The sequence below is a fragment of the Mucilaginibacter endophyticus genome (genome assembly GCF_003351025.1).
Lineage (GTDB): Bacteria > Bacteroidota > Bacteroidia > Sphingobacteriales > Sphingobacteriaceae > Mucilaginibacter > Mucilaginibacter endophyticus.
This window is the reverse complement of record NZ_QPCG01000002.1, coordinates 897,818-911,310: the sequence shown is the minus strand read 5'-3', so window position 1 is coordinate 911,310 and position 13,493 is coordinate 897,818. Positions and strand designations below refer to the sequence as shown.

The window sequence follows — 13,493 nt, the reverse complement described above, 5'->3', positions numbered from 1 at the left end:
ATCAACCCGGTATTGAAGCTATCAGCCTTTTGGTATATTCTTCTTTAGGGCTGTAATAAATATCATCAGGATAGCCCGTTTCAACTATTTCTCCCTTGTTCATGACCATCATGCGGTCGGAAATATGCTTGATCACAGCCAGGTCGTGAGATATGAAAATGTAGGTAAGTTTAAGTTCGTCCTGCAGTTCGCGAATAAGGTTGAGTACCTGGGCCTGCACTGATACATCAAGCGCCGAAACAGATTCATCGCAAATGATGAACTTGGGCTGAAGTGCCAGGGCCCGTGCTATCACGATCCGCTGCCTTTGTCCGCCCGAAAATTCATGTGGGTAACGGTTAAAATGTGCGGGTTGCAGGTTAACCCGTTCAAGCAGCTCAAGCACTTTACGTTTGCGGGTGGCATCGTTGTTGTAAAACTTGTGTACCTGTAAAGGTTCCATAAGTGATTGCCCAACGGTAAGCTTAGGATTCAATGATGAATAAGGGTCCTGAAAAATAATCTGGATATCTTTCCTGATCTGCCTCAGCTCATCTTTTTTTAGCCCGCGGAGATCGGTACCCTCAAAAGAAACCTTGCCCGACGTAGGCTCTATCAGCCTTAAAATGCTTCGACCCAAGGTAGTTTTACCACAGCCCGATTCGCCGACCAAACCTAAAGTTTCTCCCGGATATACATCAAAGCTTACATTGTTTACCGCTTTTACAACATGGTCCTTCCGTTTAAACAAGCCTGTATCTGTAGGAAACCATGTATTTAGTTTTTCGGCCTTTAGCAGCGGCCGTTGCTCATATAGTCTGTGTCTTCTTGCAGCAATTTCGGTGTCAGGATAATGATATAATTCCCTGATGCTTTCAATAGTCACTGCGGGTTTCCCTTCGTCCAGGAAATCGGCTACAACAGGCAGCTTTTTTAAATGCTGCTGAGGGGTAGGGCGACAGGCCAGTAAGCCTTTGGTGTATGGATGTTTAGGGCTGGCAAAAAGCTCATCTACGGTAGCTTCTTCCACAATTTCGCCTTTGTACATGACCAATACCCTGTCGGCAATTTCCCTGATCACCCCCAAATCATGCGATATAAAGATGAGGCTCATGTGCCTTTCGGCTTTGAGTTTGTGCAGGAGCTCGATAATGGTTTTTTGTACCGTAACGTCAAGGGCGGTGGTAGGTTCGTCTGCAATCAAAATCTCCGGGTTACAGGCCAAAGCCATGGCAATCATTACCCGTTGTTTTTGTCCGCCCGAGATCTGATGGGGATAGCTGTCAAATATAGCTTCCGGCCGGGGCAGCTGAACTTCCTTGAACAAATCAATAGTTCTTTGTTTTGCTTCGGCTTTTGTTACACCCAAATGCAGCCGGATAGCTTCAGTAAGTTGAAAACCGCAGGTAAGTACCGGGTTAAGCGATGTCATCGGTTCCTGGAAGATCATGGCCACCTGGTTGCCGCGTACCTGTTGCATCTCATCTTCTGATAACCTGCACAGACAGACTCCATTTAAAAGCACCGAGCCGTTTATTACAGCCTGATCTTCATTTAGCAAGCGCATCAACGCAAGGGAGGTTACAGATTTACCGGATCCGGATTCGCCTACAATGCCAATGGTTTCGCCCTTATCAAGCGTGAAGGAAATTCCCTTTACGGCCTCGAACTGGCTTTTACCATTCTTAAAACTAACCGACAGATCGTTTACTTTAAGCATCAGCCTACAACGGTTATAAATTCGTCAGGAATCAATTCTTCGCCCCGGTAACGCCTTAGCAATTGTGCTGTTGCAACCACATCCTTTTGGCAATACGTGCAAATACGTTCTAACTGATTTTCATGCCAGTAAACGCGACCGACATCGCTGCCATCAATATCATCCTTGGAGGTTGGAATATTAAAAATAGTAGTGAGCAGGTTTAAGGATGTATAATGTTTGTGATCGCCAAATTTCCACAACTCCATGGTATCTAAATGGGCAATCTCCCAGGGCTTTTTACCCGCTATTTGCAGTTGCTGCGGAAAAGGCATTCCGTTCACCAACAGTCTACGACAGATATAGGGGAAATCAAACTCCTTACCGTTATGGGCACACAAAACAAGATTAGCGGGCTGACTGAACAATAGGTTTGAAAACTTGGTCAACAATTCTTTTTCATCGTGCGATGCAAACGACTTTACCCGCAAACCTACGTTCTTTCCTGCTGTAAAAATCCCGGCCGAAATACAAACTATTTTACCAAACTCGGCCCAGATCCCGGCACGCTCGTAATGAACATCGGCGGGTTCGTCTTTGCGTTGATGCCGGGTTTTTAGTTCCCATAAAACCTGCAGATTTTCGGGTAGCTGTTCGTGACTGCCGTACTGCGGTACAGTTTCAATATCAATTACCAGTAAATTATGCAAATCGTACTGTTCAAGCATCCGGTTAAGAATTATGGAGGCAAGATAATGATAGTTTTTATTTTAAGTATGGATACAGCTTTGCATGCTGATTCAATTTTTAAAAATGGTATTTTAATGATGCTTTGAACCATTTAACTTAAAGCCAACACTAATCTGCAATGTTCCCGGATTGGTTTTATAGTTACCAAAATCAGAAATAACATGGTATCCGTTAAGGCTTTTTTGGTACATAGCTTCAAATATTAACCTGTTAAACTGAACGCTTACGCCGCCCGATAAGCCGAAGTTTATTTTTTGATCGTACCTGGTTGTCTTTATTTTGTTTTGGGCATTAGCAAAGTATATAGTGTCAAGATTCATGTCCAGCCGCTGCAAACTGGTGTTGCTATTGATTTGTTTAACAGGGAGATTAATAACTGGTCCGCCTTTTATGCTGATATTGTTGTTGATCTTGTACATCACATGGATGGGCACATTTACAAAATAAGCTTTTCGTGAATCGGTTACTTTGACAAATTGTGCGGAATCAACGTGGCTGAAACTCTTATTGTCATATGAGCCACCCAGGTTAAGCGGCGTTAAAAAGCGTACCTGCGCATTTATAGCCCATTTATCGTTTAGACGATAAGTAGCGAATATTCCCGGATAAATATCAATTGGGAAACTGCCATAGATATTCTTGTTTTGCGAACCGGGTGTAAAGCTTCCGGAAGTATTGGCGCCTAATAAAATTCCCCAGTCCATATTAGCGAATACGGCAGATAGTGGCCTTGTTGATGAGGCTTTAGCGCCTTTTGCTTTGCCGTTTTTTGCTGATGGATTTTTATTGGCTTTATTTTTATTGTTTGAGTTTTTGATTTGATTAACATTGCCCCGCACTGCTCTATAAGCATCAGTTATTACAAATTTTGATAGGGGCTTATTAGAGAATATCTGAGGCTTAATGAACGAGTTGTTATTCATCTCGAATAATTGGGACATACTGGCCTGATTAGCTGAAAGCAGCATAACGTTGTTATCCGTTGATTTGCTATTCTGAGTTATTTCATCCGACGAACTTTCCTCAATTGTACCGTTGGAGCTTGAATTTGTACCTTTTTGTGAAATTGCGTTCTTTGCGGATACTTGTAAGTGATTACTTCGGTAATTTCCCGAAGTTAGATAACCAGTACTATTATGATTTGGCGATAAGGTTGAGTTTGCCTGTGCATTACCGCCGTTAGTTACTTGCTGGTTTGTTGCCGATTTATTGTTTTTTAAAGCCAGACTCCCCTGATTAATATTGTTGCTATTAACCTGGCCCGCAATTGTTATGTTATTAATGCTGTCTGTTTTATTAATGGATGATGTCAACTTCTGTAAAGCGTATAAGCTATCAACTTTGATGTCGGGATCTATTGAGTCAACAGTCATAACGGTATTTAAACTGTCTTTGCCTATTGCTTGCCTGTGTTTTTGGGGCTGATGGTGGGATGTATTTTGATGTTGGCCGCTTTTAATAATGTAAATGACAGTACCGGTAACTGTTGCTACGGTTAATGAAGCTATTAATATCGATGTGGCTTTCATCGCCTTAATAGCTTTTATGGCTTTTGCCATTTTTGAAACATGTGGAGCGGATGTTAAAGGCAACAGGGGCAAATGCTTATCAAGGATAGATTGCATTTCCTGCCATCCGCTTTGAGCTTCAGCATCAACCGGTAGCTGATCGCGTTTTTGCCGCCAAAGATCGGGGTCTTTAAATAAATCTTTCATCGTTTTATTTCACTCCTTTCTTTCGACTGGATGCTGCCTGGTTCAAGCAACTCTCTTAATTTTCTCTTCGCCTCGGCCAAATGCCAGCGGGATGTTCCTTCGCTGATACTAAGTTGTTCGCCTATCTCTTTGTGTGTAAATCCATCAAGTACTGATAGGTTGAAAACAGTTTGGGTAGCAAGGGGCAGGGTACGGATGCTTTGCAGAATATCTTCAAAATAAAGTTTCTCCAGGGCCGTGGGGGATATGAAATAATCGTCATGCTCCTGGATATCAAAACTTACCGTATTAAATTTCAACTCCTTCCTGCACAGGTCAATTGAGGTATAGATCATGATTTTCCTGATCCATCCACCCAACTCGCCTTTTTCAATATCGAAATTATTTACAGACTGGAAAACTTTCAGGAACCCGTTATTGAAGGCCTCTTTAGCCAGTTCTTTATCAGGGACATAACTATAACAAACGCGAAGCATCTCTGCATAAAATAATTTGTACAAGGCTTCCTGCGCCGTTCGGTCGTTATTGATGCACCCTTTTACCAGCCTCTCTGTTTGCTTCTTGCTTAGGTTCATTCAAAAAAATCACGTTTAAATGATTGTAACTACCTCTTCGGATACAATTCATCAAACGTTGGGTAAAATGTAGATTTTTTTTCAAATTATTTTTTTGCTAAATGACATTCCTGAAAAAATTGATCAATATCAGTCTGCCGAAGCAAACTGACATGATCGATTTCATAATTGAATTGATTATCGTGTTAAGGTTTTAGGTGATATTACAATGCCTGTGGAATAATTCCAGTCGAAAGTGATGTTGCTTGCCGAAACGATGATGTTACCGGTATAGGTAGTACCATTAAGCGTTACCTTTAATGGATGACTGCCGTTTACCAGGTAGCTTTTTTGAAAGTTTATCGCTGCCACCATAGGGATATCACCGGTGCCGTGACAAACGAGGGGCTCCTGTACATTGAGAAAATCAATGAAGAAGTTGTTGTTTACATCAATCGTATTGTGGAATTTCAACAGCCCGTTTGAACAATACCGGTTAGTTGTTACCGCGTTAAACGAAATGCCAACACTGTCTCCAGCCGCATTTTGATGATACCCGGGAGCCAACGTAATCTTGTCGCCGGTTAGGGCAACAAGTTGGCTTGTATCCGCCGGAGGCGTTTTCACAGTAGTATCACCGGAGTTTTTGAGGGCGTTGTTGCTGGTCGCAATTTTTGGGTTACTGATTACGTCATTTTTTTTAGTACATCCGGATACGATAAAAAAAGCCAGTAAGAAGGTTACAATGGAATAGGTTAGTTTTTTCATTTTAATTGATTTATGATTTTATTACATCATCGAATCAATCAGTGAAAACGTTGGGTGAGCTCTGTCTTTATTTTTTTAATACCTCAAACCCTATGCTGATGGTATTGCCATTGCCATCAACCAAAGTGAGGATATGTTTGCCTGGAGGTGGATTTAAGGCCATCTGATGAAAATCTCTGGTTTCGCCAACATATTGATCATCTAAATGCCAAAAGATCTTCATACCGGGCTGGCGATGGGCCGCGTTGCAGATCATGCGGCCACGAGTCCCATCTGCTTCAAGAGGCACATATATTTTAGCGCCGTTTTTGGGGTAGATCACTTCCATGGCGTTTCCGTTTTCGGCCTGGGTACAGTCCGCGCGAAAAGGAGGCAGTACGTGGTATTGATAGTTCCTGGCCTTGTAATAATACTCCATAGATGGTGGCAGCACAAACCAGCTTTTGTTCAGGATATTATTCGGGGGCTCGCAGTTACCGTTTACCTGCCATTTGGCATCAGCGGATAGGTGAACCAATTGATGATACGGGCAAACCGGTGCTTTCAAGCCGCTTTTGGGTACATACTGCTCGTCAATATCCTGGCAGTATTGCCCTGCCCGGTACCCACTTTGCCTGCACACATTTATTTTTACCATTTCGCCCATGGGCATCTCAAACCAATCGCGCGATACCGGCAGCAACCTGAAGATCTCGAACAGCGCAGGGGCAGCGGTATTAATACCGGTTAATCCCGGTCGCCCTTCACCATCGGTATTGCCAACCCAAACGCCAACTACATATTTGGGTGTAACGCCGATAGCCCAGCCATCCCGAAAGCCGAAGCTTGTTCCGGTTTTCCAGGCAACGCGCTGGCTTGAGCTAAACTGTTGCCAAAGCATCTCTTCGCCCGGGCGCATCACCTCTTCCATAGCCTGAAACGTATAGTAAATGGAAGCCGCATCCAACAATCCTGATTTTTGAAGTTCCGGTTTGGCACCGGCCTTTTTTTCATAAACAGGGTTGTGAAAATCGGCGGGATCATACTTGCCGTTGTTTTTGTTGTAATGATTAAGCACTCGGGCCATATCGGCGTAGGCACCGCTTAGTTCCCAAAGTGTATTTTCGCCTCCGCCCAAAATTAAAGACAGACCATAATGATCGGCAGGTTTGGTCAATGTGGTGATGCCTGCTTTGTGTAAAAAATCATAAAAGCGCTCGTATTTATACTGTTGCAGCATTTTAACCGCCGGTACATTCAATGATCGGGATAAGGCGCGTGACGCTGGTACTGCACCATCGTAACCCAAATCAAAATTTTCGGGATGATAGCCGGCTATCATGGTGGGTACATCGGCCATCAGGCTATTGGGTAATATCAGGCCGTCATGCAGCATAGCGGCATAAAGCAGCGGCTTTAAAGTACTTCCAGGACTTCTGGGCGCATCTATGACATCAACGTCGCTTTCCATCTGCGGGTCTTCCCGGTGCGCAATGTTGCCGGCATAAGCAAGTGTTGCACCCGTTTCAACGTCAAGTACAATAGCTGCTATGTTGTTGATATCATTTGCTTTTAACAAACTGTGATGCTGCTCCAGGATATCATTTACCTGCTGTTGCAATGATGATTTAATGCTGCTGGAGATGCGGGTATCGCCATCTGGATTTGCCTGGTGATCGGCCTTAAAACGTTGCAGCAGGTGAGGGGCAAGTTGGGGCAAAGGCATAGGTCTGTCGGGCACGGGTTCAAGCCGGGCAAGGGCGGCGGTTGTGCTGTCTATAATACCTGCTTTATGCAATTTATCCAAGAGGGAATTGCGCTTGCGAAGCAGGATGGCCCTATTCCGGCCGGGGTGTACCAACGACGGGGAATTAGGTAAAACTGCCATAGCCGCCATTTCGCCCCAGGAAAGTTTATCCGGGCTGCGGCCAAAATATCGCCAGGAGGCCGCATCAAGCCCTATAACGTTGGTGCCGAAGGGGGCATTGCTGGTATATAGGGCCAATATCTCGTCTTTACTGTAGGTTAGTTCAAGGCGCATGGCCATGAAAATCTCTTTCAGCTTATTCCAGATGTTGCGTTTATGTTTGGTGGCCAGCCTGATCACCTGCATGGTGATGGTGCTACCGCCGCTGCTAACTTTTTTTGAGCTCAGGTTTTGTTTTATAGCGCGGCTAAAGGCAATAGGGTCAAAGCCGGGGTGGTGTTCAAAGCGTTTATCCTCAAACGTGATGATACACTGCTTGAATTTTTCGGGAACATCGGCATTGTAGGGGAAGCGCCACTGACCATCGTTAGCAATGGATGCGCCCAGTAATTGGCCCTGATCATCGTCAATTACGTATGAAGTTGGGCTATTAAATAATGGTTTGGGCAAACAAAACCAAAATATGAGGGTTAAAACAAACAAAAAGAAAAGCGAGACTATGACTTTAGGCTTTTTTAAATAACTTTTAGCTCGTTTTAGCACAAATTGCATTACTAAATATAAAAATATTAAGCCAGTTCAGGTTTATACAACTATAATTGTGGCAAAAATCTACCAGGCAATAATACAATAAATGACGATACAAAAATTATCAATTATTATCCCGGCTTATAACGAAGGTAACACCATACATTTAATTTTGGATAAAATCAAAATGGTAAACCTTGTCAACGATATCGAAAAAGAAGTGATCATTGTAAATGATTGCTCAAAGGATGATACCGAAGCCGCCATTTATAAATACAAGCTTGGTAACCCCGAAGTTAATATCCAATACTTTAAGCATGAGGTAAATAAAGGCAAGGGAGCTGCCTTGCATACTGGCATCTCCAAAGCAACCGGCGATTACCTCATTATCCAGGATGCCGACCTTGAATATGATCCTGCTGAATATAATGACCTGTTAAAACCCGTAGTAGCTGGCTTTGCCGACGTAGTTTATGGTTCGCGCTTTATGGGGAGTAATCCTCACCGCATCCTGTTTTTTTGGCATACCATAGGTAACAGGTGGCTTACGTTTGCCTCAAACTGGTTTTCTAATCTTAACCTTACAGATATGGAAACATGTTATAAGTTGTTTAATACCAGTATGATCCAATCTATAAAACTTACCGAAAAGCGTTTTGGTTTTGAGCCCGAGGTAACCCAGAAAATCGCCCGTGTGCCGCGGATCAGGATTTATGAGGTAGGTATTTCGTATTATGGCCGTACGTACGAAGAAGGTAAAAAGATAGGATGGAAGGATGGCGTAAGGGCTATTTATTGTATCCTGAAGTACGGTTTGTTTAAATCGAAATAAGATCGATATCGTAAAACCTTAAAACAGACTGAGACTCACTTTCGTAGGCTAATGTTGCCAGATTATTGCTGTCAAGTTTAAAGCTCACCAGCGTAATTGCTTCGGTTGAGTTAACAATATCACTGCTTGTTAGATGATCGCCATCCAGGGATGGAATATTCTTAATTCTTTCGTCTAACCCCTGACTTGTGAGTTTAGTTGTAGCTTCTTTACGCGTCCAGAGGAGCACGAACTTTTCCATCGGCTCAGGTTGGTTGATGAAGCGGATTTCATCGGTACTGAAGTTATCAGCAAGAATTTCCTTGTAGGCGAATGACCGGTCGATTTTCTCGGTATCAATGCCAACTTTAGTTTTGGATATGGCAATGGTCACCCACTCATCCGAGTGAGATATGTTATAATTAATTATTGGTCCGCTTGTTTTTACGAAGGGCTTTTTATTGGGGCCTATCTCAAAACGGATATTTTCGGGCTTTTGAACCAAATACTTGCCTAAAATGATCCTTAGCGCGGCGCGGCTCACTATAAAACGTTGCCTGTCTTTTTCCTGGTAATATCTGCCTGCGCGGGTTATTTCATCGGGCAGCAGCAATGTTTTAAGCTGCCCGATAAGTGAAAGATGGTCAGTAATCTTAATTCGCCATACATCAACATTAACATCGATAGTTGGGTTGGAATTGGCATTTTGCAGCCAATCAACAGCATCGAGATAGTGTATTGCTATCTTTACTGTATCCATAACTTATTTCTTAGCAGCTTCATTGAGGCAATTTTGCAAAATTTTTGCGAAGATCTTGTCATTAGGCGCTTTAAAAATTGAGTTATGCTCACCGGGAATAGGATGCACGTTGATACCTTTTAAAGCATAAGGTTGCCAGCCAAGGTATTCAAAATCATCCATGTAAAAGGTATGGTTATCAGCCCTGAACAATTCAATCGAGATGTTGTAGGGCTTTAGCTGATAATTTCGTTCGGCTTGCTGGTTCGTCTCATCTATCTTGTTTGAGTAGCCAAAAAAGCCTTCCTGGTTTTCATCTTTCTTAAATCGCCATAAAAGCCTCGTAGCATGGCGTTTAATGTTTTTTGTTTTGTCGGCTATGTTTTGCGAAAGACCCTCCGGAGTTAAAAGATTATACTTCAGCTTACGTAAAAAGAACTTAGCCCGTTTGGTTTGCATGGTAAGCCATGGATCAAAAAATGGCGAACGGTATGCATAGGTATCAAACATGGCAAGCATTTTTACCTTTTTGCCTTGTGCCTCCAATTGTATGGCCATTTCATAAGCTATGATGCCGCCAAATGAATACCCCGCAAGTGCATATGGTCCGTCGGGGTTTTGTGCTTGTATAGCGGAGATATAATGAGCAGCAATATCTTTAATCTCGGTAAGCGGTTCATCAACGCCGTTAAGCCCCTTAGCCTGTAAGCCATAAACCGGTTGGTCCGGGTGCATATTGATTGCCAAAGCATTAAATAACAAAACGTTAAGACCCGCGCCATGCACAATATAAAGTGGTATTTTGCTGCCGTTTGGCTTTATAGGCACCAGAGAATCCCATACTATGGATTTACCATCCATTTCAAGCATAAGGGACAACTTCTCAACCGTAGAGTTTTCGAAAAGTGCGGCCAGAGGCAAACGTTTGTCTGTTAGTTTTTCAATGCGGGTCATTACCTGTACCGCAATAAGCGAATGGCCTCCCAATTCAAAGAAATTATCGTAAACACCAATGTTTTCAATGCCTAAAAATTCGCTCCAGATATCGGCAATCATTTTTTCGACATCTGTTCGGGGGGCTACATATAAACTGACATTTTCGGCAACGAGAACAGCATTGTTTTGGATCAACGCTTTTTTATCAACCTTGCCATTGGGTGTAAGTGGGATGGAAGGAATAATAACAAAGTCATCCGGAACCATGTAATCAGGCAGAGAGTTTTTTAACGAAGCGCGCCAGTTTTTTATCAACGTCAATTCCTCTTCGGTAATGTAGTTGTCGTTTATAACAATATAAGCAACAAGTTTATTCACGCCATTTCTATCAGGCTGGGCTACAACTACCGCCTGTTTTACATCGGCTTTGTTGATCAGGTGATACTCTATCTCCCCGGTTTCGATGCGATAACCACGGATTTTGATCTGCGCATCAGCACGGCCAAGGCATTCAATTTCACCATTATCCATAAACCTGCCTAAATCGCCGGTACGGTACATCTTAGCTCCCGGTTGTGCTGAAAAAGGATCTGCTATGAATTTTTCGGCTGTAAGTTCGGGCTGGTTTAAATAACCGGCTGCCAGACCATCGCCACCAATAAATATTTCGCCTATGGTGCCTGTATCCAGTGGATTAAGGTTCTTATCTAAAATGTAAATCGAAGTATTGTCGATTGGGCGACCAATCGTAATCGCCGGATCTTCAGTCTTGATCTCTTTAATAGTTGACCAAATGGTAGTTTCGGTAGGGCCGTAAACGTTCCATAAAGAGGATGCTTTACCGAGAATCCTTTCAGCCAATTCCTTAGGTAAAGCTTCGCCGCCGCAAATTACCTTTACAGGGGTGTTTGTATCCCAACCTGCTTCCAACATAATTCGCCAGGTATATGGGGTGGCCTGCATGGTGGTTATGCCTTCTGTCCGTATGATATCAAGCAGCGCGCGACCGTCTTTGGCAGTTGCAGTATCGGCAATAATCACCTGGGCACCACTCAATAGAGGCAAAAATAGCTCGAGCCCAGCAATATCAAAACTTATCGTAGTTACAGCAAGCAATTTATCATCGGCGGTCATGCCTGGCGCTTTTTGCATGCTGTATAAAAAGTTCACCAGGCTATGCTGACTGATCTGAACACCTTTAGGCATACCTGTTGAGCCTGAAGTATAGAGGATATAGGCAAGATCATCACCTGTAATCTTAACTTTCGGAGTATCGGTACTGTAATTTGAACGTTTGGCCCACTCAGTTTCTAAGGTAAGTTCGGTAGCGTTTGACTGGTAGAGGCCTTTGTATTTTTCAGAAGTTAGCAGTACCACTGCTTTAGAGTCGCCGAGCATATAATTGATCCGCTCAAGTGGGAACTGGGGATCAAGCGGAATATAGATAGCACCGGCTTTCATAATACCCAGTATAACCGCCAGCATTTCTACCGAACGATCAATAGCGAAAGCAACCTTATCTCCTTTTTTAACTCCCTTATCAACCAATAAAGCGGCTAACTGATTGCTGATATCATTTAGTTGCCTGTAAGTAAATGATTGTGTACCGGATTTTACTGCAACCGAATCACTTTGCCAGTTGATGAGCTGATATAAGGCTTTATCTTTAGGGTAAGCTATTGCTGTATTATTCCAAACCTTTAGCTTTTTTATCAGCTCTTCCCGGTTAGAAGCGGGTATGGCACCTATTAATGTATCTGGCGCGGCTACCAGTTCATGGAGCAAAAAGCTAAATTCATCCATCATGGTGCGGATAGCTTTTTCGCTGAATAACTGTGTGTTATATGACCATTCTAAAACTAAAGCTTCATCGCGACCCGAGATATTGACAAAGATCTCGAAGTTTTCATACTCACGCGGATTACTTACGAGATGATGTTTTAACCCATAAAAGTCAACATCATCGTCCATCCCCATATCAATATTAAACATCACCGGTACCAACGGAACTCGTGAAGCATCTCGGGGGATACTTAGCTTTTTAAGTAATTCGCCGAATGTGTACAACTGGTGATCATACGCGTCGAGAATGGAGGAGTTGCGTTGTTTAAGATGACTGCGGAATGATTGATCGCCTTTTGGATAGCTTCTTAACGGAAGCAGATTGACGCAATGCCCTACCAAGCGGTAATTACCCGTGGCCGATTGGCCTGCGGCGGGTAAACCCAATATGATCTCGTCCTGCCCGGTTATTCTTTGTAGAAAAACTTCAAAAGCAGCCAATAGGGTGGTCACAAAGCTGCTTCCGTTTGTCTTGCCCAATTGCTTCAGCGCCGAAGCAAGATGCTTATCAAGATCAAAATCAAGGCGATTGCTTTTATAAGTACGTACCGCCGGGCGAGGCAGATCGGCAGGCAAATCAAGGTGATAACTGCTTCCTTTAAATTCGTCTAACCAGTATTGTTCGTTGTTTTTATATTCCTGACTATCAGTAAATAAAGACTGCTCGTTTGAATAATCACTGAATGAAGACGCTTCCGGTAGTTCAATATATTCACCCTGGGCATAAGCGGAATAAAGCTTGCTTAAATCCTGCATCATGATACCTATTGACCAGCCATCGCAAATAATATGATGCGCTATAAAAGTTAACCGATGCTCGTTTTCATCCAGTTTAATTAACTGAACTTTAAACAAGGGGCCGGCAACCAGGTCAAAAGCGGTAAACGCGTTTTGGTTGTTTTGCTCGGTAATAAAGGATTGCTGTTCATCAACGCTTCTTCCCGACATGTCGGCGAACTTAAAATCAAGCTGTAATTCTTTATAAATGCATAAAGATTTACCATCGGCACTAAAAGCGGAACGCAATGCCTCATGCATGTTGGTGATTTCCTGTAAAGCTTCCAACATAGCCTCCTGGTCAAGCTGACCGGAGAGCTGCAGCGAAAAAGATTCGTTATATGCACAGTTGGCTTCATTGCCGCCAATAATGCAGGACGCCCAGATCTCTAACTGAGGTTCGGTTGATGGCGCTATTGCGATAAGTTCAGGCCCCGCAAAAGGATCAAATTCAACCGGTATAATATCGTATAAGGTATTTGTAGTCAA

9 protein-coding genes are annotated in these 13,493 nt (G+C 43.1%); 1 reads left to right on the top strand and 8 read right to left on the bottom strand.

Annotated elements, in window-relative coordinates; genetic code table 11:
* Position 1: 1 nt before the first annotated feature.
* The 6 genes from DUL71_RS11235 to pbpC form a co-directional block, all read right to left on the bottom strand.
* Positions 2-1,699 carry an ABC transporter ATP-binding protein gene (locus DUL71_RS11235; protein ID WP_114938163.1) on the bottom strand — a complete coding sequence of 566 codons (1,698 nt, stop codon included), beginning with the start codon at positions 1,697-1,699 and terminating at the stop codon, positions 2-4.
* On the bottom strand, positions 1,699-2,406 hold the full coding sequence (locus DUL71_RS11230) for a 3'-5' exonuclease (protein ID WP_114938162.1): 708 nt from the start codon (positions 2,404-2,406) through the stop codon (positions 1,699-1,701). The genes DUL71_RS11235 and DUL71_RS11230 overlap by 1 nt, the downstream gene beginning before the upstream one ends.
* Before the next feature lie 93 nt (positions 2,407-2,499).
* The gene (locus DUL71_RS11225; protein WP_114938161.1) at positions 2,500-4,143 is read right to left on the bottom strand and encodes a porin family protein; all 1,644 of its coding nucleotides are present in this window, start codon (positions 4,141-4,143) and stop codon (positions 2,500-2,502) included.
* Positions 4,140-4,718, bottom strand: coding sequence for an RNA polymerase sigma factor (locus DUL71_RS11220; protein ID WP_114938160.1), 579 nt, complete (start codon positions 4,716-4,718; stop codon positions 4,140-4,142). The genes DUL71_RS11225 and DUL71_RS11220 overlap by 4 nt, the downstream gene beginning before the upstream one ends.
* A 177-nt stretch (positions 4,719-4,895) precedes the next feature.
* Complete coding sequence (locus tag DUL71_RS11215; protein ID WP_114938159.1) at positions 4,896-5,465, bottom strand: hypothetical protein; 570 nt, start codon at positions 5,463-5,465, stop codon at positions 4,896-4,898.
* Positions 5,466-5,532: 67 nt separating this feature from the next.
* Positions 5,533-7,821: a penicillin-binding protein 1C gene (gene pbpC, locus DUL71_RS11210; RefSeq protein ID WP_341867740.1), complete on the bottom strand. Its 2,289-nt coding sequence runs from the start codon at positions 7,819-7,821 to the stop codon at positions 5,533-5,535.
* Positions 7,822-8,005: 184 nt separating this feature from the next.
* Here pbpC and DUL71_RS11205 point away from each other — a divergent pair, with 184 nt between their 5' ends.
* Positions 8,006-8,731, top strand: coding sequence for a glycosyltransferase family 2 protein (locus DUL71_RS11205; RefSeq protein ID WP_114938157.1), 726 nt, complete (start codon positions 8,006-8,008; stop codon positions 8,729-8,731).
* On the opposite strand, the gene DUL71_RS11200 is transcribed toward DUL71_RS11205, so the two are convergent.
* Together DUL71_RS11200 and DUL71_RS11195 are read right to left on the bottom strand one after the other, a co-directional pair.
* Positions 8,718-9,470, bottom strand: coding sequence for a 4'-phosphopantetheinyl transferase family protein (locus DUL71_RS11200; RefSeq protein ID WP_114938156.1), 753 nt, complete (start codon positions 9,468-9,470; stop codon positions 8,718-8,720). The genes DUL71_RS11205 and DUL71_RS11200 overlap by 14 nt on opposite strands.
* Before the next feature lie 3 nt (positions 9,471-9,473).
* A complete protein-coding gene (locus tag DUL71_RS11195; RefSeq protein WP_114938155.1) occupies positions 9,474-13,493 on the bottom strand; it encodes a non-ribosomal peptide synthetase in 4,020 nt (1,339 codons plus the stop codon).

Coding starts and splice junctions, on each gene's coding strand:
- DUL71_RS11235 (WP_114938163.1), bottom strand. CDS start 1,699: ATGCTTAAAGTAAACGATCTGTCGGTTAGTTTTAAGAATGGTAAAAGC.
- DUL71_RS11230 (WP_114938162.1), bottom strand. CDS start 2,406: ATGCTTGAACAGTACGATTTGCATAATTTACTGGTAATTGATATTGAA.
- DUL71_RS11225 (WP_114938161.1), bottom strand. CDS start 4,143: ATGAAAGATTTATTTAAAGACCCCGATCTTTGGCGGCAAAAACGCGAT.
- DUL71_RS11220 (WP_114938160.1), bottom strand. CDS start 4,718: ATGAACCTAAGCAAGAAGCAAACAGAGAGGCTGGTAAAAGGGTGCATC.
- DUL71_RS11215 (WP_114938159.1), bottom strand. CDS start 5,465: ATGAAAAAACTAACCTATTCCATTGTAACCTTCTTACTGGCTTTTTTT.
- DUL71_RS11205 (WP_114938157.1), top strand. CDS start 8,006: ATGACGATACAAAAATTATCAATTATTATCCCGGCTTATAACGAAGGT.
- DUL71_RS11200 (WP_114938156.1), bottom strand. CDS start 9,470: ATGGATACAGTAAAGATAGCAATACACTATCTCGATGCTGTTGATTGG.